The 18,911-nt window shown below is 68.5% G+C and carries 19 protein-coding genes; 13 read left to right on the forward strand and 6 right to left on the reverse strand.

The features are described from left to right. Positions 1-97 precede the first annotated feature (97 nt). The 4 genes from IM660_RS17665 to IM660_RS17680 are packed head-to-tail and all read left to right on the forward strand — an operon-like array spanning position 98 to position 4,214. Positions 98-1,096, forward strand: coding sequence for a nucleoside hydrolase (locus tag IM660_RS17665; RefSeq protein WP_210769015.1), 999 nt, complete (start codon positions 98-100; stop codon positions 1,094-1,096). Positions 1,097-1,118: 22 nt separating this feature from the next. Beyond that, entirely contained in the window at positions 1,119-2,387 is a 1,269-nt protein-coding gene (locus tag IM660_RS17670) for an ABC transporter substrate-binding protein (protein WP_193497076.1), read from the forward strand. A gap of 7 nt (positions 2,388-2,394) precedes the next feature. Then, positions 2,395-3,327 carry a carbohydrate ABC transporter permease gene (locus IM660_RS17675; protein ID WP_193497077.1) on the forward strand — a complete coding sequence of 311 codons (933 nt, stop codon included), beginning with the start codon at positions 2,395-2,397 and terminating at the stop codon, positions 3,325-3,327. After that, entirely contained in the window at positions 3,324-4,214 is an 891-nt protein-coding gene (locus IM660_RS17680) for a carbohydrate ABC transporter permease (protein WP_193497078.1), read from the forward strand. The genes IM660_RS17675 and IM660_RS17680 overlap by 4 nt, the downstream gene beginning before the upstream one ends. Before the next feature lie 19 nt (positions 4,215-4,233). On the opposite strand, the gene IM660_RS17685 is transcribed toward IM660_RS17680, so the two are convergent. The 5 genes from IM660_RS17685 to IM660_RS17705 form a co-directional block, all read right to left on the reverse strand. Then, the gene (locus IM660_RS17685; protein ID WP_193497079.1) at positions 4,234-5,199 is read right to left on the reverse strand and encodes a sugar-binding transcriptional regulator; all 966 of its coding nucleotides are present in this window, start codon (positions 5,197-5,199) and stop codon (positions 4,234-4,236) included. Between the two features lie 9 nt (positions 5,200-5,208). After that, a complete protein-coding gene (locus IM660_RS17690) occupies positions 5,209-6,186 on the reverse strand; it encodes a sugar phosphate isomerase/epimerase family protein (protein WP_193497080.1) in 978 nt (325 codons plus the stop codon). Between the two features lie 25 nt (positions 6,187-6,211). Continuing rightward, the gene (locus IM660_RS17695) at positions 6,212-7,675 is read right to left on the reverse strand and encodes an FGGY-family carbohydrate kinase (RefSeq protein WP_193497081.1); all 1,464 of its coding nucleotides are present in this window, start codon (positions 7,673-7,675) and stop codon (positions 6,212-6,214) included. Next, positions 7,668-8,627, reverse strand: a complete 960-nt coding sequence (locus IM660_RS17700; RefSeq protein ID WP_193497082.1) for a transketolase family protein — start codon at positions 8,625-8,627, stop codon at positions 7,668-7,670. Before IM660_RS17700 ends, IM660_RS17695 begins: the two co-directional genes overlap by 8 nt. 265 nt (positions 8,628-8,892) lie before the next feature. Continuing rightward, positions 8,893-9,768, reverse strand: a complete 876-nt coding sequence (locus IM660_RS17705; RefSeq protein WP_193497083.1) for a transketolase — start codon at positions 9,766-9,768, stop codon at positions 8,893-8,895. A gap of 347 nt (positions 9,769-10,115) precedes the next feature. Between IM660_RS17705 and IM660_RS17710 the strand changes: the two genes are divergently transcribed. From IM660_RS17710 to IM660_RS17720, 3 genes are read left to right on the forward strand one after another with little or no spacing between them, the layout of a single operon-like run. Beyond that, positions 10,116-10,484 carry a hypothetical protein gene (locus IM660_RS17710; RefSeq protein ID WP_193497084.1) on the forward strand — a complete coding sequence of 123 codons (369 nt, stop codon included), beginning with the start codon at positions 10,116-10,118 and terminating at the stop codon, positions 10,482-10,484. Beyond that, a complete protein-coding gene (locus IM660_RS17715) occupies positions 10,456-10,647 on the forward strand; it encodes a DUF86 domain-containing protein (RefSeq protein WP_246465021.1) in 192 nt (63 codons plus the stop codon). The genes IM660_RS17710 and IM660_RS17715 overlap by 29 nt, the downstream gene beginning before the upstream one ends. A 55-nt stretch (positions 10,648-10,702) precedes the next feature. Further along, positions 10,703-11,653 (forward strand): Lsr2 family DNA-binding protein, encoded by a 951-nt coding sequence (locus IM660_RS17720; RefSeq protein ID WP_193497085.1) that lies wholly within the window; start codon positions 10,703-10,705, stop codon positions 11,651-11,653. Positions 11,654-11,763: 110 nt separating this feature from the next. Here IM660_RS17720 and IM660_RS17725 read toward each other — a convergent pair whose 3' ends face one another. After that, positions 11,764-12,510: a FadR/GntR family transcriptional regulator gene (locus IM660_RS17725; protein ID WP_193497086.1), complete on the reverse strand. Its 747-nt coding sequence runs from the start codon at positions 12,508-12,510 to the stop codon at positions 11,764-11,766. Between the two features lie 156 nt (positions 12,511-12,666). Here IM660_RS17725 and IM660_RS17730 point away from each other — a divergent pair, with 156 nt between their 5' ends. The 6 genes from IM660_RS17730 to IM660_RS17755 are packed head-to-tail and all read left to right on the forward strand — an operon-like array spanning position 12,667 to position 18,883. Further along, positions 12,667-13,767 carry a mandelate racemase/muconate lactonizing enzyme family protein gene (locus IM660_RS17730; protein ID WP_246465022.1) on the forward strand — a complete coding sequence of 367 codons (1,101 nt, stop codon included), beginning with the start codon at positions 12,667-12,669 and terminating at the stop codon, positions 13,765-13,767. Further along, positions 13,764-14,726: an MBL fold metallo-hydrolase gene (locus tag IM660_RS17735; protein WP_193497088.1), complete on the forward strand. Its 963-nt coding sequence runs from the start codon at positions 13,764-13,766 to the stop codon at positions 14,724-14,726. The genes IM660_RS17730 and IM660_RS17735 overlap by 4 nt, the downstream gene beginning before the upstream one ends. Continuing rightward, positions 14,723-15,790 (forward strand): Gfo/Idh/MocA family protein, encoded by a 1,068-nt coding sequence (locus IM660_RS17740; RefSeq protein WP_193497089.1) that lies wholly within the window; start codon positions 14,723-14,725, stop codon positions 15,788-15,790. Before IM660_RS17735 ends, IM660_RS17740 begins: the two co-directional genes overlap by 4 nt. Next, entirely contained in the window at positions 15,787-17,007 is a 1,221-nt protein-coding gene (locus tag IM660_RS17745; protein ID WP_193497090.1) for a CaiB/BaiF CoA transferase family protein, read from the forward strand. Before IM660_RS17740 ends, IM660_RS17745 begins: the two co-directional genes overlap by 4 nt. After that, complete coding sequence (locus tag IM660_RS17750; RefSeq protein ID WP_193497091.1) at positions 17,004-18,104, forward strand: carbohydrate ABC transporter substrate-binding protein; 1,101 nt, start codon at positions 17,004-17,006, stop codon at positions 18,102-18,104. Before IM660_RS17745 ends, IM660_RS17750 begins: the two co-directional genes overlap by 4 nt. Further along, positions 18,101-18,883 carry an enoyl-CoA hydratase/isomerase family protein gene (locus tag IM660_RS17755; protein ID WP_193497092.1) on the forward strand — a complete coding sequence of 261 codons (783 nt, stop codon included), beginning with the start codon at positions 18,101-18,103 and terminating at the stop codon, positions 18,881-18,883. The genes IM660_RS17750 and IM660_RS17755 overlap by 4 nt, the downstream gene beginning before the upstream one ends. Positions 18,884-18,911: the final 28 nt, after the last annotated feature.

The following is an 18,911-nucleotide window of genomic DNA, read 5'->3' on the forward strand; positions in this document are numbered from 1 at the left end:
GAACGGCCGAGATCGGTCACTGAGGGGGTTGACGCCCTCTCCACACACCCGTATCGTTGCGATGCATTCAGAGTTGAATAGATACCCAGGAGGCAATGTGGCATCCCGCTGGACGATCGACGAGTTCCCGTGGCTGGACAGGGATCTCACCGGCACGCCCGAGGCGCGAGTGATCGTGGACAACGACTTCGCCGGCGACCCCGACGACCTGTACCACGTGGTCCACCACCTGCTGACACCGTCGGTGGACACGCCCCTGCTGGTCGCCTCGCACCTAGCTGTCGGCGATCGCTGGGACCCCAGCGGGCACTCGGCGGCAAACGCTGCCACGGTGCTCGGGAAGACGCTTGAGCTGATGGGCCTGGACCCCGCCGACCGCGTGGTCACCGGATCCGAGGTGGCGCTTACCGACCGCACCACCCCGCAGGACACCCCAGCCGCCCGCGCCATCATCGACGAGGCGATGCGGAAGTCCGACACTCCGCTCTACTACGCGGCCGGCGGCGGCCTGACCGACCTGGCCAGCGCGTACCTGCTCGAGCCGCGTATCGCGGACCGGCTCACCCTCGTGTGGATCGGCGGTCCCGAGTACGCGGGGCACGCCTTCCCGCCGGACGGCAAGCTCGATCCCGAGTACAACCTCAACATCGACGTGACCGCCGCGCAGGTGCTGTTCAACGACTCGACCATGCCGATCTGGCAGGTCCCGCGGAACATGTACCGGCAGTGCCTGGTCTCCGACACCGAGCTGCGTCGCCGGGTGAAGACGAAGGGCCCGCTCGGCGAGCACCTCTACCAGGCGCTGCGCGAGGTGGCCCTAGCGACGGGCTTGCTGCGGTCGGAGACGTACGCCCTCGGCGACCAGCCGCTCATTCTGCTCACCGGCCTGCAGTCGTTCTTCCAGCCCGACACCACCTCCAGCGACTACGAGGTGCTCCCGGCGCCCCTCGTGCAGGACTCCGGCCGGTTCGTCCCTACCCACACCGGGCGCGCCATCCGTGTCTACACGCGCATCGACGTCCGCCTCATGTTCGAGGACATGTTCCTCCGACTCGACGAGTTCGCCGAGTGGCTCTACTCGGACACCCGTCCCTGATTCCCGACCCACGGAGACTCCCATGACCACCACCACCGTCCGACGCCGCGCACTCATCGCGGCCACACTCACCGGCGCCCTCGCCCTCACCGCCTGCAACAGCGGCGGAGAGGCCGACGGCGGCGACGATCAGCTCACCATCTGGATGCTCACCAACGAAGACTCCCGCGTCGAGGCCATGGATCTCATGACCAGCGGCTTCGAGGAAGCGAATCCCGGCGTGGAGATCGTGGTCGAGGAACGCGGCACAGACGCGCACAAGGACGCGATGCGCCGCGCAGCGGGCACCGAAGCCGGACCCGACATCTACTGGTATTGGCGCGGACCGGGCCTTGGGGGTGAACTCGTGGACCTCGGCGTCAGCCTGGACATGACCGAGTACTACGAGGAGTACGGCTGGGACGACCGCTTCACCGAACCGGCACTGGCGAACATCACCCAGTACGGTGGCTACCACGGGGTGCCGTGGACGGTGCAGGGGCAGGGCATCTACTACAACAAGGAGCTGTTCGAGCAGGCCGGCATCACTGACCTACCCACGAGCTACGACGAGCTCGTGGCGGTCGCCGATCAGCTGGCCGCCGCGGGCACCACCCCGATGGCGCTCGGCGGCACCGTGAACTGGCACGTGATGCGCCTGCTGGACAATCTCCTGGAGACATTCTGCGGCGCCGAGACCGCCGACCGGCTCAACACCGAGCAGACCGGCTGGGACTCCGAGGCCTGCGTCACCGAGGCCTTCACCGAGCTGCAGACCTGGGGAGATGAGTATCTCAACGAGGGCTACATGGGCGTGGCCCAGGAGGACTCCGCACAGTTGTTCTTCCAGGGCAACGCCGCGATGACCATCGAGGGCACCTGGTTCAACCAGCAGATCGTGGACAACGGGATGGATCCCGAGAACGTCGGTGTCTTCCTCTTCCCCACCGACACGAACCGCATCTACGGATTCGGTGAAGGTCCGTACGTGAACGCGATGAGCGACAACCCGGACCTGGCCGCCGAGTTCCTCGACTACATCACCAGCGCCGAGATCCAGGAGCAGGTGTACCAGGCATGGGGCGCGATCTCGGTGAACCGGGAGGTCGAGGCGGACACCTCAAACCCGCTGAACAGCGCCTGGGTGGAGTACTTCGCGAACGCCGAAGGCATCTTCACCAACAACGACCAGAACCTCAGCCTGGAGCAGACCACCGAGTACTGGCGGATCCAGAACTCGGTGCTCACCGGTGACATCGCGCCCGAGGACGCCGGCACCACGTTCCAGGGGTTCGTGGACAGCTCGTCCTGAGGCGCTGATGACCACCCACACCTCCACCGCTCCCCGGTCGGCGTCGCACCCTCGCGGCGTCAACCGGGGCCGCGGCCTCCGTGCCGTTCCGTTCCTGGTCCCCGCAACCCTGCTGTATGTGTACTTCCTGGCCTACCCGATGGTCGACTCGGTACGCCTGTCGTTCTTCGAGTGGTCCGGCTTCCGCACCGAGGAACCCGTCTGGGTAGGGCTGCAGAACTACGTCCGCCTGTTCACCGCGGACCCGGTGTTCTGGACGGCGGCGAAGAACTCCATCATCTGGGTGGCGCTCTCCCTCGCGCTCCCCGTGACACTGGGGCTGCTGATCGCGCTCGGCCTGAACCGGGCGATGCTCGGCCGCAACACGATGCGGGCCGTGATCTACCTGCCGGCCGTCTTCGCTCCCATCACCGTGGCTGCCATGTGGCGGTGGATCTACAACCCCACGCTCGGTGCGCTGAACCAGTTCCTCACAGCGGTCGGACTCGAGTCCTGGGCCCAGCAGTGGCTCGGGGATCCCACCTTCGCACTGTACTCAGTGTTCGCCGCCTCGGTGTGGACCGGTGTCGGCTTCACCATGGTGCTCTTCCTCGCCGGGCTGCAGCAGGTCCCACCGGAGCTGGTGGATGCCGCCAAGGTGGACGGCGCCGGCCGGTGGCAGGTCTTCCGGAACGTCACCGTGCCGGCACTGCGCCCCACGACCGCCGTCGTGGTAATCCTGACCATCATCAACTCGCTCAAGGTGTTCGACCTGGTGGTCGGGATGACCGGCGGCGGGCCGGCCCAGTCCACCCAGGTGCTCGCCCTGTGGTCCTACACCCAGTCCTTTGCGAACCACACCTTCGGCCTGGGAGGGGCGACGGCGACCGTGCTGCTGATCATGTCTCTCGCCCTGGTCGTGCCGTACCTCGTGTGGGCGCTGAGAGGAGACGACCGATGACCGCCACTGCCGTTGCGCGCCCGACGGGCACGCGCACACCGGACGGTCCGCGCCGCCGTCGGCCTACCGACTGGACGAGTATCGGCCTGTGGGTCTCCCTCGTGATCACGTGCCTGATCTGGGCAATCCCGTTCATCTTCATGTTCCTGACGGCGGTGAAGACCCAGGCGGACGTCAGTACCCGACCGGTGTGGGCGCTGCCCGAACTGTGGGCGTGGGGGAACTTCGCCGAGGGCGCCCAGACCGGTGACCTGTGGAACACCGGCCTGAACAGCCTGCTGGTGTCCGTGATCAAGGTGCCGCTCGGTCTGCTGCTCGCGGCCGCCGCGGCCTACGTGCTGGGGACCATCCGGTTCCGGCGGCACAAACTGGTCGTGGCGATCTTCGCCGTCGGGTCGATGGTGCCGATTCAGATCGCTCTGGGGCCGCTGTTCAACACCATGCTGAGCCTCGGACTGCTGGACTCGCTGCCGGGTCTGATCCTGCCGTACCTGGCGTTCGGTATCCCGTACCAGATCTTCATGCTGTACGGCTTCTTCCGGGCCATCCCGGAGGAGATGATCGAGTCCGCACGGGTGGAGGGCGCCTCGACGTTCCGCATCTTCTGGCAGATCTGCCTGCCGATGGCCAAACCGGCGCTCGCCGCGCTGTTCATCCTGGACTTCGTGGCCACCTGGAACGAGTACGCCATCGCTGTGACGCTGCTGCAGAGCCAGGCGAACTACACGATCCCGCTCGCGGTGCAGAACTTCAGCACCCAGTTCTCCACCGACTACGGCCAGCTCAACGCATTCATCTTCATGTCGGCCATCCCGGTGCTGATCGTGTACCTGATGTTCCAGCGGTACTTCGTCCAAGGCGCGTTCGCGGGGTCGGTGAAGGGCTGAGCGGGAACTCACTCACACCTCACCCCCCGAGCAGATACCTCGCCGTCCGGCTGTCCGTGATCAGCACATCCACCCAGCCACCCCGCACGGCACCGCGGATCGCATCCCACTTCCGCTCACCACCGGCCACACCCACCGTGCGCGGGACGGCCTTGAGCTGCTCGGTCCCGATACCCACCACGCGGTCATCGAGGTCGCTGACCACGGGCGCCCCGTCGGTGTCGTAGAAACGCAGGCACACGTCACCGACGGCGCCGAGGTCCCGCAACCGTTCGAGCTCCTCCTCACCCAGCGCGTTGCCCGACTGGAGCAGCAGCGGGGAAGGCTGCACACTCCCGATGCCGGCGAGCACCACCGTGAGGTCGTCCCAAGCCTGCACGAGCTCCTGCGTGTAGGGCTCGGCGAGCAGCGCATCGCGCAGCGCCGACCCGGCCACGATGCCCGGCGCCGGCAGATACCGCGGCACGGCCTTGGTCATTCGTGCGAGCCGGTCCGCGAGCTGAGTGGCCTGCACCTGCACGTTGGGCCGGCCCACCCCGCCGAGCACCTGCACCACATCGGTGGCCGCGCGGGTGTTGCGGGGCGTCATCGCCTCCACTGTCGCCAACAGGGTGGAGGACCACGAGGAGATTCCCACGCGGTCCTTCCCGGTCAGCGTGGTCTCCAGATACCCGGCCGCCGCAGAGCCCACTGCCGAGAGCAAGCCCGTCTCGGTCTCGTCGACGTCGGCGATCACGACGTCGGCGAGCCCGTACGCCTCCTTGAGTTCCTGCTCCAGCGCCGCATGCACTCCCGGGGGCGGCACCACGATGGTGCGCACCACCCCGATCTGCACGGCTTCCTTCAGCAGCCGGGACACCCGGGACTGGCTGATGTGCAGGCGCGCGGCGATCTCCGGCTGCAGGACACCCTGCTCGTGGTACATGAGCGCGACCTTGGTCAGCAGCGAGAGGCGCTCCGACGCGGGCTGGGTCACCGTGGACATACCGACAGGCTAGTCGAGGTCGAATAGCGCCTCTTGCGCGATGCGTCCTGCCGCCACGGCGTCATGCCTGGCCTGCGCCTGCGCCAGTGCGTCCATGTCGAGTCGGTCGAGGCCGCGCTCGACCCGCTTGAGGAAATCGATCGCCCAGGTGGCCGCCTGCACGCTGTCCTCCCGGAACGGGAACTGGTCGAGCTGCCACACGCCCTCCCAGCCGTTGCGGCGCAGCACGTGGAAGAACTCGAACAGCTCGATCGGGTGCACCGAGCCGGCGATCATGTCGTCGTCCCAGCCGCGCAGGTTGTCGTTGACGTCCATGCCGAACAGGCGCCCGTAGTCGATCGCGAGCTGGGCCGAGTCCGCCGGGGACTCCCCGCCGAAGAGCGCGTGCCCGAAGTCGAGCAGGATACCCACGTTCGGCAGACCGATCTTCTCGATCCCGAGCAGGGTGCGGGCCACCGAGTCGAAGCTCATGTGCACGCGTGGTTCGCGCGGCTTGTACTCGATCACGAACTTCAGATCCGGGTTCTCCTGCGCGAGCTGACCCACGCCGTCCAGGGAGTTCTTCCACAGGGCGCCGTGGTCCACCTGGAAGGGGTAGTCCCAGCCGTCCTGTCCGGGCCACAGCTTGACGTAGTCGGCACCGAAGTGGCGCACCACGCCCGCGGCCTCGGTGCACAACTCATGGGCGAGGCGGCGCACGCCCGGGTCGGGGTTGGTGAATGAGCCCTTGGCGAATACGCGGGTGTAGATCTCCGGGGTGATGCCGATGACGTCGAGCCCCGCCTTCTCCAGCTCGGCGCCGATCTGCTCGTTGCTGAAGTCGCCCCCGAAGAAGGGGTAGTTCAGGTCCACGACGGACAGGTCGGGCACCTGGCCGGCCAGTGCGATGGCGTCCAGGATCGTGCGCGGTTCGCCGTAGCCGTCGGTGGCGTACCGGTCTACATAGGTGGCGAAGTGCCAGATTCCGGCACCGTATCGCTGTGTCATGAGGGTCCTCTTCTCTCGCCTTGCGTCACTGCTGAAGTCCACGTGCCCGCCCGACGGCGGCCGCCCACCTCTGTCTGCGGGTATCCGCCCGTGTGGGGTCGAGTCGGGGGGTAAAGATGTCGGGGCCGTCCTGGCCCAAGGGCGTGGGCGGTGCATCTGTCCAGAGCCCGGCCACGTCCCCGGCCAGGTGCGCGGCCCCGAGGGCGGATAGGTCACTCACCCGCGCCCGGTGCACCTGCCGGCCGGAGAGGTCGGCCTGGTGCTGCATGAGCCAGTCGTTGGCGGACCCGCCGCCGTCGGCGAGCACGGTCGCCACCGGAGTACCGGCCCTGGACACCGCCTCGAGCACGTCCTCGACCTGCAGCACGACGGCGTCAACGGCCGCCCGGGCAATCTCGGCGCGCCCGGTGCCCAGCGTCATCCCGGTCAGCGTGGCTTGCGCGGCCGTGTCCCACCAGGGCGCCCCCAGGCCGGAGAATGCCGGGACCAGATCGACTCCGCCATCCCCGACCCCAACGGCCAGGTCGGCCAGTTCAGACACACCCACCCCGAGCAGATCGGCCGCCCACACCAAGGTGGCACCCGAGGCGAGGATGTTGCCCTCCAGGGCGAGCTGCGCCGTCGGGCCTCGTTGCCAGGCCACCGTGCGTACGAGCCCTCCCGACGACGGAGCCTCCTCGGCCAGTGCCATCACCGAGGAGCCGGTGCCGTAGGTGACCTTCACCTCGCCGGGGCGCCGGGCGCCGTGGCCGTACAGGCTGGCATGGGAGTCGCCGAGAACGGCGGTCAGGGGTGCGCTGACGCCGCCCCAGTCGGCAGTGGCCGCCGGTTCATCGGAGGCCACCACGTGCGGCAGAGCTTCGGCCGGGATGGCGAAGCGGTCGAGCAACTCGGGTGCCCAGCCCGTGGTGGCCAGGTCGAGCAGCTGGGTGCGGCTGGCGTTGCCGGCTTCGATGCGGTGCTCACCGGTGATCCGGGTGACGATCCAGGAGTCCACGGTGCCCAGGCAGATCTCGCCGGCCCGGGCGCGGCGGCGGCCGGAGTCCACCTGGTCCAGCAGCCAGGCGAACTTCAGTGCGGAGAACATCGGATCCACGGGGAGCCCGGTGATCTCCTGCACCCGTGCGGCATCGCCGGCACCGAAGGCGTTCGCTCCGTCGCTGGTGCGCCGGTCCTGCCAGCCGAGAACGGGTCCGAGCGGTGCGCCGGTGCGGCGGTCCCAGATCAGTGCCGACTCGCGCTGGGTACTCAGGCCGACACTCACCACGGCACCGCTGTTCTCGACAGCGGCGTCGGCCATGGCGTCACGTACGGCGGAGTGCACGCTGGCGAGCAGCTCGGTGGCATCCTGCTCCACCCACCCCGGCCGCGGGTGGGTCAGGGAGACCGGCACGCTCGCCCGCCCCACCACCCGGCCACGCGGATCCACCACCAGTGCCTTCGTGGCGCTGGTGCCCTGGTCCACGCTGACCACGAGCGGTTCAGGCACGGGCCATCGCCGCCTTCGCGGCTTCGGCGAGGTGCTCGGGATCGAGACCGAAGTGGGTGAGCAGTGCGTTGGTACTACCCGTCGGGGCGAAGTCGTGCAGGCCGAGGATCTCCACCGGAACTCGCTGCCCCGCGGGCAGGGCGGCCACCAGACTGGCCACGGCGGCCCCGAGCCCGCCTGACACATTGGCCTCCTCGACGGTCACGATCGCGCGCGTCTGCGCGGCGGCTGCACGCACAGCCTCGGCGTCGAACGGGGCGATCCAGGAGGCGTTCAGCACCCGCGCGGTGACGCCGTCAGCGGCGAGTGCTTCGGCCGCCTGGAGCGCGCGGGAGACCATGGTGCCGACGGCGACAATGGTGACATCTGCGCCGTCACACAGTTGCTGGAACCGGCCCCGCTCGAGGGCGGAGGACTCCGGCAGGTCGGGCACCTTGTGCCGGCCCACCCTCATGAATGCCGGGCGCGGCTCGGCGGCGAGCATCCGCACCGCGTCCCGGGTCTGTGCACGATCCGCGGGAAGCACAATGTCCAGCCCGGGAAGGGCGCGCAGCCAGGAGAGATCTTCCACCGAGTGGTGGGTGGGGCCGAGTTCGCCGTAGGCCATGCCGGGGCTCATCCCACACAGGATCACCGGGTGCTGGGAGTAGGCCACGTCCGCCTTGATCTGCTCCAGGGACCGGCCAGTGAGGAAGGGCGCGGCAGCGCAGACGAAGGGCACGAAGCCCATACTGGCAAGCCCGGCACCCACGCCCACCATGTTCTGCTCGGCGATCCCGACATTGATCAGCCGGTCCGGGAAGCGTTCGCGGAACTCCACCAGGTTGCTCGAGCCGACCGAGTCGTTGCACACGGCCACGATCCGGGTGTCGGCCGCCGCGAGCGCCATGAGCTCCTCGGCGAACGCCTTGCGGTTGTCGTGCACAGGAGCTGTGACGTCGACGGCCGTCATGCTGTCCCCCTTTCGCCTGCCCACTGCGGTGCCTCACTCCGGTGTACCTCGTTCCTCGGCGCCCCTACGCGGGGGCTCCTCGCGCTCATGCTGTGGCTCCTCGTGCACGACCACTGCGGTGCCTCACTCCGGTGCACCTCGTTCCTCGGCGCCCCTACGCGGGGGCTCCTCGCGCTCATGCTGTGGCTCCTCGTGCACGACCACTGCGGTGCCTCACTCCGGTGCACCTCGTTCCTCGGCGCCCCTACGCGGGGGCTCCTCGCGCTCATGCCAACTCCAGGAGTGCCTGATCGGCCTGCTCGCTCGTCGGCACCTTGTGGTGCCACTCGACCCGGTCCTCCATGAAGCTGATTCCTTTGCCCTTGATCGTGTTGGCGATGACCGCGACGGGGCCACCCGTGGTGGACGGTGCGTATGCCTCGGCCAGTGCCAGGTGGTTGTGCCCGTCCACGGACCGCACCTCGCACCCGAAGGCGGCGAGCCGCGCGTCCAGTGGGTCAAGTCCGTTGGTGTCCTCCGTGCGGGCTCCCTGCTGCAGCCGGTTCCGGTCGACCACCAGAGTGAGGTTCTCAAGGCCATAATGCGCCGCGGCCATGAGGGCCTCCCAGTTACTGCCCTCCTGCAGCTCGCCGTCTCCGGCCACCACGAAAACCCGTGCCGGCGAGCCGGCCAGGTGTGCACCCACCGCCTGCCCCACGGCGACCGGCAGGCCGTGTCCAAGCGGCCCGGTGTTCGTCTCGACACCCGGAACCTTCACGCGGTTGGGGTGACCGTTCAGGGCGGACCCTTCAGCCATGAACGTGTCCAGCTCGTTCGGGGAGAAATAGCCGCAAGAGGCGAGTGTCGCGTACAAGGCTGCGGCGCAGTGGCCCTTGCTGAGGATGAACCGGTCGCGATCCTTGGGCAGGTCGGCCGGGTCGATCCGCAACGTCCCATAGAAGAGGGTCGTGAGAATGTCGGTCACCGACATGTCCCCGCCCACGTGCCCCTGGCGCGCGGTCATGATCATCTGCACCACGCGGCGTCTGATGGCCTGCGCTCGACCGGCCAGCAAGGCCGCCTTCTCCGCGGGCTCGGCCGCAGCGATGCGATCGCGCTCAGCGCGCCAGATCAGCACCTGCTCGAGATCCGTCGTCAGCATCTCCGCATATCCATTCAATAGTGATCTTGTGTGCATTCACCATGGCACGGCTACGTGGCGGCGTCAAGATCCGCGGCGCGCCCCGGTCCCGACCGCTCAGAAAATCGAACGTCAATCTGGTTGACGGCGTGGACGATTGCCCAGGTCGCGCCATCGCAGATTTGCTATACCGAGTCGGTGAGCACCTTCGGTGAGTTCCTCCGAGCGCGGCGTGAGGCGGTCGGCTTGACCCAGCAACGACTCGCGCGTCCAGCAGTCAACGATCGCGGCTATCGAGCGCCGGCGGCGCCAGCCGTCTGACGAGGCCCGCCGTCACCTGTCGAAGCCCGGCGCGAGGCCATCGCCCTGTGACCGACGCCGCCGAGCAGCACCTCCGCGACGAGGCCGACTATGTGAGCGCCGACGAGAAACGGATGTACCAGGAGGGTCGGGGCTACCCGAAGAACGCCCGGCCGTTCTCGCCGGAGCAGACGCGACGCCGACTGGGCGACCTGGTCGAGGTAGCTATCCGGTGCGGGCGGATCGTCGAGCGTGGCCATGCCGCATTCCTCGCCGACGACACCGACGGCGAACTTCTGAGGGCAGCGGCGGAGCGCTACCTCATCACGATCGGGAACATCGTCGAGAAGCTGCACAGCGACTACAAGGACATATTCCCCCAACGTCCCGTGGCCTGCCGTCACCGCGATGCGAAGTCTCGTCGCACACCACAATGACAAGGTCGACCATGAGCAGGTCTGGCAATCGATCACGCGCCGGGTCCCGGAGCTCATCGAGACGCTGCACCTCGCCGACACGGTCGACGACATCACCCTTCCCGCCGACCTCCAGCCACGAACACCCCGGCCGGCCGACCCGTTTCCCGGGCCTGACGCCTAGCGCCGCACCTCAAGGGGGTAGCGGCCCCGGTCCCCTCGCGCCGTAGCATGGCGCCATGCCGGAGGACTTCCTGATCGCCCGGAACCCCGAGGAAGGCAGCACACTGCCGTATCTGCTGCGGATCCCACTGGGCGAGCACGGGATCGTGCTGAAGGCGCGCGAGGTCTGGCCCCGCACCGGGAAGGTCTACTGCCACCGCGCGGTCGGGTGGCCGAGCGAACCGGAGATCGTGGAGGCCACGCCCGTGCGTTCGTGCCGGCGCCGGGGCGCAGCGATCGATCTCGTATTGGACCGCTCCCGTGAGAACCGCAGCCAGTTCGTGCTCACCCGGATCAAGGGTGGCCGCGAAGCGGTGTTCTGGCAGACCGCACGAACAGCCAAGCAGGCGCGCCCCACCGTCGCGATCCCCACAGCCAGGGCGAGCGGCCTGGCCGAGCTGGAGATCGTCGTCGACAGCCACGAGCGATATGCCTGGAAGTTCAGTCATCAACAAGCCACCACCCGGAAGGCACCACTGGCCGCCGGCGACTATGCGGTCGAACTCGACGGCGCCGTCATCGCCTCCGTCGAACGCAAGAGCCTGAGCGACCTGGTCAGCACGCTCACCACCGGCAAGATGCGCTACCTCGCGGCCGACCTCAGCGATCTGCCGCGTGCCGCGATCGTGGTGGAGGACCGGTACTCCCACATCTTCGCGCTCGAGCATGTGCGGCCATCGGTCGTGGCCGAAGCCGTGGCCGAACACCATGCGCGGTTCCCCCAGATCCCGATCGTGTTCTGCGAGACCCGGGCGCTCGCGCAGGAATGGACCTACCGGTTCCTCGCTGCCGCGTTGGCCGCGATCGCCGGGGAGAGCATCGGCGAGGTGCGCACCAGCGCGCTCGCGAGCGCCGCCGCACCGACTCCGTCCGCCATCCGGGCGTGGGCGCTCGAGGCTGGTTACACGGTGTCAGCCCGCGGTCGCATTCCTGCCGAGGTGCGGGCCGCGTTCGACCGCCGCGAATAGAGCGCGCCAGCGCACGAGGTTGCACAGTTCCGCAATGGCGAAGTCCGACGGCGAAGGCTGCGCCATCCGGGATCCTTGCCACCGCCCGTGAAGGCTCGAGACGCCCACCGCTACGACGAACTCCGATCGGTCGGCAACCGGCGGCGCTGCCACGAGCCGAGGATGTGCTCGCGCATGGCCTCGCGTGCTCGGGCCTGGTCTCCGGCGTCGATCGCGTCCACGACAGCCTGATGCTCGGCGAGCGTCAGCTCGAAGGCGTGAGTCGGATCGAGCCCCAAGTATCGATCGCTGTGAACCGCATGCAAGATGAGCGCGCGGGCGATGTTCGCGGCCAGCGCGTTGCCGGAGAGGTCCATGACCGCGAGGTGGAACTGCACGTCCGCTTCGCGGAAGACGCTTGAGTCCGCAACCGACTCCGCCATATCGTCGATCCGCTCGCGCAACAGCACCCGCGCCTGTTCGTCCACCGACCCAGCGACGTCACCGGCCATCTCCGCCTCGAGTGCGCTGCGGACCACGCTGAGATCATCCAGGACGCCGAGCGTGCGATCGTTGCCGATCATCGTCGAGAGCACCAACGGATCGAGCACGTTCCAGCTGGTGATGGGCTGAACGTGGGTGCCACGCCCCTGCGCAACCGTGATCATCCCCTTCTCCTGGAGCCGCTTCATGGTCTCCCGGATCACGGTGCGACTGACCCCGAACTCTGTGGTCAGTTCCGCCTCCGTCGGAAGGATCTGGCCCGCGGCGTACTCGCCGGAGACGATCGCTTGGACGAACTCGCGCAGCACCGTGGCTCCGATGCGCTCGATCGGGCGTCGGACACGCGCAGCAGCCGTCGGCTCAGAGATGGGCATGCCACCAATCTAGTGAGCAGGAGAGGGCGGCGATACCGGAACACACCAAAACAACAGACATATGATGTATGCTGTACGGACCGATCTCACCTCGAGGATGATATGAAGATCACCGGTTACCGCACGCTTCGAACAACCCATCACTGGGGCAGACCAGTGGGCGATGTCAATGGGTTCGTTGCCTCCGGGGTCACCGAGTTGCCGATCGTGATCCTCGAGACCGACGAAGGCGTCGAAGGGGTCGGCACCGGATCGCACGCCGACCTCGACCGCCTCTTCCCCGCGCTGGAGGGACAGGACCCTCGCGCGGCCACCACGTTGTACGACGCGATGCTCGCCCGGGTGTTCAAGACCTCCCACGCCGGAGCAACCTTCGGTGGCATCGGCACACTCGATACCGCTCTGTGGGACATCAAGGCCAAGCTCGCTGGAGAACCGCTGTGGCGCTTGCTCGGCGCCGGCGATCGCTATGTCCACGGATACGCTTCCGGACTCGATGCCGCGCTGACCGACGACCAGCTCGTGACCCTCTACCGTTCGTTCGCCGAGCGTGGATACACGGCCGCCAAACTCAAAGGAGGACGGCGCCTCAGCGACGACCGGCGGCGCTTCGGACTCCTCTCCGAGGCCCTCAGCGCCGGGGACACGCCACCGGCGCTGATGCTCGATGCCAACGAGTCCTGGAACGTCAAGCAGGCCGTGCGGTACGTCAGTGCGCTGGAACAGCACATCGATCTGACCTGGGTCGAGGAACCGCTGCGCCGCTGGGACGCGCTCGGGCACGCGCGCCTGAGCCAGTCGATCAAGTCCGCCGTAGCAACAGGGGAGAACCTCACGGGCCTCGAGATGTACCGGCCACTCCTGGACGCTGGCGGCGCTGACATCGTCCAGGCCGGCGCCGTCTGGGGCGTCACTCACATGCACCGGGTCGCGATGACCGCCCACAGTCGCGATCTAGCCATCAGCCCCGTCGGTCTCACCGCCAACTACGCCGTCGCCGCTGTCGCCGCCGCGGTGCCCAACCACCTCACATCCGAAGTTCAGGACCTGGGGACGCCCCTCGGGCTGACCATCGATCAGGAGTTCATCGACGGCGGCATCGTGCTGGGCTATCAGCCCGGCGCCGGCATCGCCGTCGACGAAGCGGCCATCTGCGCCGCTCGCGCCGCCGACGGCTGGCAGACACCTGATGGACCACACGTGCGACCACAACGAAGCGGACTGCGCATCGTCGACGGCGGCGGATGGGGGGAATGATGGAGTTGCGACCGGGACTACACCGGATCGTCGCTCCCCTGGGGGAGCGGTTCGTTGCTCTGTATCTGCTCACCGGCCCGCGCGGCGCGCTGCTGTTCGACACCGGGGTGGAGGAGTCAGTCTCGGGCACGCTCAAGCCCTACCTCGGCGAGATCGGCCTGGCCCCGGCCGAGATCCGCTGGGTGATCAGCTCCCACTGCGACTTCGACCACACCGGCGGCAATGGCGCTCTCCGAGAGCTGGCACCGGGAGCAGAGTTCCTGGCCGGTCGCGCGGACGTCCCGATGACGGAGGACGTCGACCTGCTGATCACTGGTCGATACGGCGAGTTCGCCAGCCGGGACGGCTTCGACGACCCGCCCGAGACCACCAGCGAGATCCGCCGCAGCACCCGGCTCGTCGCCGTGGATCAGGCGCTCGACGGCGGCGAGGTCCTCGACCTGGGCGGTGACCGCCGGGTCGAGGTGATCTCCGCCCCCGGCCACTCCCCCGGCCACCTCGCCCTGTGGGACCCGGCCAACAACGCGCTGCTCATCTCCGACGCCGTGCTCGGTGAGAGCGTCCTGACGGCGCAGGGTGCGCCGGTCTTCCCACCCACCTACCGCGACACGGTCGCCTATGCCGACACCATCACCCGCCTGCGCAGGTACGACGCGGAACTGCTGCTGACAGCGCACTACCCGGTCTACGAAGGAGTCGAGGTGGACACCTTCCTGCACCGATCGGCCGCCTACGTGGACCACATCGACGCGGTGGTGGAGCAGCAGCTGGGTGCCGTAGAGGAGCTCACTTCGCTTGAGCTCATCCGTCGGTGCGCCCCGCACCTCGGCCCCTGGACCGAGGCAGCCGCTGACTACCTGATCTTCCCGATGACAGGCAATCTGGAACGGCTCGTGGCCGCCGGACGCCTGAGCGAGGGCATCCGGGACGGCCTGCGCACCTGGAGGTGGACCCGATGACGGTCCGGCTCGGGGCGATCGGCGCGGGCTGGTGGGCGACAAGCAATCACTTCCCGGTATTCGCCGCCCGCGAGGACGTGGAGCTGGTGGGCGTCTGCGGCATGGGACCGAGCCTGGCCCACGCGCAGGCAGAGTTCGGGTTCGACCTGGCCACCGAGGACGCCGACGAACTCCTCGCCGCGGACATCGATGCCGTGGTCATCTCCACCCCGCATGACCTGCATCACCGGTTCGCGGCACAGGCGCTCGAGCGCGGATTACACGTGTTGTGTGAGAAGCCGATGACGTTGGACGCTGCCCAGGCGTGGGACCTGGTCGAACGTGCCGAACGCGCCGGGACCGTCTTCCTGGTGCCCTACGGCTGGAATTACAAGCCGTTCACGTCCGCGGCCAAGCGCATCCTCGACGCCGGCGGGATCGGTGAGATCCAGTACGTGCTCTGCCACATGGCCTCGCCCACCCGTGGCCTGTTCGGCTCCGACCCCACCCACATGCTGCAGCGGTGGAACTCGCACACCGCGCCCGACCCGAGCACCTGGGCCGACCCTGCCCACGGCGGCGGCTACGCGCACGGGCAGATCACCCACTCCTCGGCGCTGCTGTCCTGGCTCACGGGCCTGCGTGCCACCACGGTGGCGGGCCGGGTGAGCGGACCAGGGGCCGCCGTCGACCTCTTCGACGCCGCTGTGGTGCAGTTCGAGGGCGGAGCGCTGGGCACCGTCTCGGGTGCTGCCACGCTCGCCGACGGCGACAAGTACCAGCTCGACATCCGCCTGTTCGGCTCCGAGGGGGTGCTGATGATCGATGTGGAGCGCGAGCGGGTCTCACTGAGCCGCTACGACGGCCGTCGCGAGAACGTCGCCATCGCCCCGGGTGAGGGCGAGTACGAGTGCCTCGTGCCCCCGGCCCGATTCATCGACCTGATCACCGGTACCAGCACCGAGAACAACTCCGATGCCCTGGTGGCCGCGAGATCGGTCGAGCTGATCGAGGCGCTGCTGCGCTCGGCCGGCGCCAGCGGCGTCGAGACGCCCGTCCATCGAGAACCTCTGAGGGAGACATGACCGACGCCACCCACCGCGGAGTCCTCGACGGCTACCGCGTGATCGACTGCTCCATCGCCATGGCCGGCCCGTTCGCGGCCCAGCGTCTGGGCGACCTGGGCGCCGACGTCGTCAAGGTTGAACCCACCACCGGGGAGTGGCAGCGCGGCGCTGCTGCCGGTGGGGCGAAGGGCAACGAGATCAACGTGTCCTTCCTCAGCCTGAACCGGAACAAGCGGTCCCTGGCGATCGACCTCAAGTCCGAGGAAGGACGCCAGATCGTGCGCGAGCTCGTCGCGGGCGCCGACGTCTTCCTGCAGAACTACCGGCCCGGGGTCGCTGCCCGTCTCGGTCTGGACTACGAGACCCTCGCTGCGATCAACCCGGCGCTGGTCTACGTGTCCATCTCCGGCTACGGCGAGGACGGACCGTACCGTGACCGCCCCGGCCAAGATCTCATCCTGCAGGCCATGAGCGGTGCCATGCTCTCCGCCGGGCGCGACGGTGAACCGCCCGCGCCCGCCGGGCAGTACCTGGCCGACGCCGTCACCGCCTCGACCGCGTTCGAGGGCGTGCTGGCAGCGTTGCTCCACCGGGAGCGCACGGGCGAGGGCCAGCTCGTCACCGTCAACATGCTCGACGCGCTCACCACCCTGCAGATGCAAGAACTGAGTGTCTACACCGTCGGCGGCGTACCCCAGCAGCGGGGCGAGGAGCCGCACGCGCATGTCTATATCCGCGCCCCGTACGGCATCTTCGAGACCGCGGACGGGTTCCTGGCCCTCGCGTTCGCCGACCTGGAGGCCCTGGGGGCCGTGCTGGAGGAGCCACGGCTGGCGGGCCTGGATGCCGAGACCCACGGCTGGACCCACCGGGACGAACTTCACGCGATCGTGGCCGGGCACCTGTGTGGGCGCAGCACGCAGCACTGGCTGGACGTGCTGCTTCCCGCCGGTATGTGGGTCGGTCCGGTATACGGCTACGAGGATCTGGTCCAGGACCCGCAGATCCGGCACAACGGGACGTTCGTCGAATACGACCACCCCACCGAGGGTCGCGTGAAGACCCCCGGCTTCCCCTACCGGATGACGAAGACACCACCGCGCATCGACCGCGGTGCGCCACGGGTCGGCGAGCACACCCGGGAGATTCTCGGCGAGCTGGGTATCGAGTCGGACCGCGCCGACAGCCTGGTCGGCAGCGGTGTGGTGACCGAACCGGTCAGCGCCCCGGTATGACCGACTATGTCGGGCTCACTTGGGACCACCCGCGGGGCCGGAACGCGCTGGAGGCTGCAGCTCCTCGGCTGACCGGCCTGACCGGAACAGACACGCTGCGGTGGGAGGTGCAGCCGCTGGAGGGGTTCGAGTCGGCGGCGATCGCCGACCTCGCCAGGCGCTATGACGTCCTGGTGCTCGATCACCCTCACCTCGGCGACGCGCTGGCCGCCGACTGCCTGCACCCGATCGACGGCCTCCTGCCCCCGGAGGTGGTCCAACGCCTGGAGCGGGGCGCAGTGGGGGCCAGCGTGCGCTCCTACCGGTTCGGCTCACACCTGTGGGCGCTCCCGCTGGACGCAGCCACGCAGGTGAGCGCACGGCGACCCGATACGGTTCCCGACGCACCCACCAGCTGGGACCAGGCGATCGCGGTGGCCGGGACCGCGCGGGTGGCGATGAGCCTCGCCGGTCCGCATGCGTTCCTGACGTTCTGCTCCATCGCCGTCTCCCTCGGTGGCGAGTATGCGGGGGCCATCTTCGAGCGACGCACGGCCCAGCATGCCCTGCAGATCATGACCGACCTCTCGGCCAACCTCCCCGCAGGGACCGAGCACCTGAACCCGATCGGGCTGCTGGACCGGATGCGCACCGCCGGCGACATCGACTACCTGCCGCTGGTGTACGGCTACGTGAACTACTCCTCGCGCACGCTCTCCTTCGGCCCGCCGCCGATGGCTCGCCGGATCGGTTCGACGATCGGCGGCACCGGTATGGCTCTCACCCGCAGGAGCCGTCCGTCTCCGGCGCTCCTGGACCACGTGCTGTGGCTGCTCGACGAGCACACCCAACGCACGTTCATCCCCACTCACGACGGCCAGCCCAGCTCCCGGGCCGCCTGGTCGGACCCGGCCGTCGACGCCGCCGCCCACGGGTTCTACGGCGCCACGCGCGCCACCATGGAGGCTGCCTGGGTCAGGCCGCGCTTCGCCGGCTACGTCCCTGCCCAGAGCCAGGCATCGGCGATCGTGCGCTCCGTCGTCCTCGGCGGACGCTCTGCCAGCGAGGCCCTGGACGAGCTCGAGGAGCTGTTCGCCCATCAACCGGAGGCATCATGACCCTCACCCCCGAGTCCACCCTCATCGCGGTCGAGATCCACGATCGCGTGGCGACCGTGCGGCTGAACAGACCGCACAAGCTCAACGCCGTCACCCAGGAAATGAGCAACGACCTCATCCGGATCATCGCCGGAATCAATGACGACCCCACGATCCGGGCCGTCGTTTACACCGGCACCGGTCGCGCCTTCTGCGCAGGCAGCGACATCTCCACCCTCGATCAGTACACCACGCCGTGGCAGTTCCGGAACCGGCGCGACTACTGCGACGCTCTGCGCGAGTGCCGGAAACCAGTGATCGCAGCCGTGAACGGCTACGCCTTCGGGGGTGGGCTGGAGGCCGCGCTGACCTGCGACATCCGGCTCGCCGCCGATTCCGCAACGTTCGCGGCACCGGAGGTCAAGCTCGGCTGGATCGGGGGCGGTGGCATGTCCCCCCTCCTCACGAACTCGATCGGTCCGAGCAACGCGGCCACCATGCTGATGACCGGGGACCCCATTGACGCCTCGCAGGCGCTCGCCTGGGGAATGATCAGTCAGAGCCTGCCAGCGGCGGACCTGCTCGACACAGCCCAGGCCCTGGCGGCGACGATCGCGGCCCGTCCACCGATCGCCGTCGAGACGGCGAAGGCGAACCTGCGCGCGGCGCAGAACCTCCCGCTCGACGGGGCCATCGGCTACGAGCGGGAGCTGCAGGCGATCACCTTCGCCACCGACGACGCCACCGAGGGCCGTGCGGCGTTCGCGCAGAAGCGCGCGGGCACCTTCCACGGCCACTGACCAGCACTGACCAGCACTGAGGAGCAGA

The organism is Ruania alkalisoli (genome assembly GCF_014960965.1).
Classification (GTDB): Bacteria; Actinomycetota; Actinomycetes; order Actinomycetales; family Beutenbergiaceae; genus Ruania; species Ruania alkalisoli.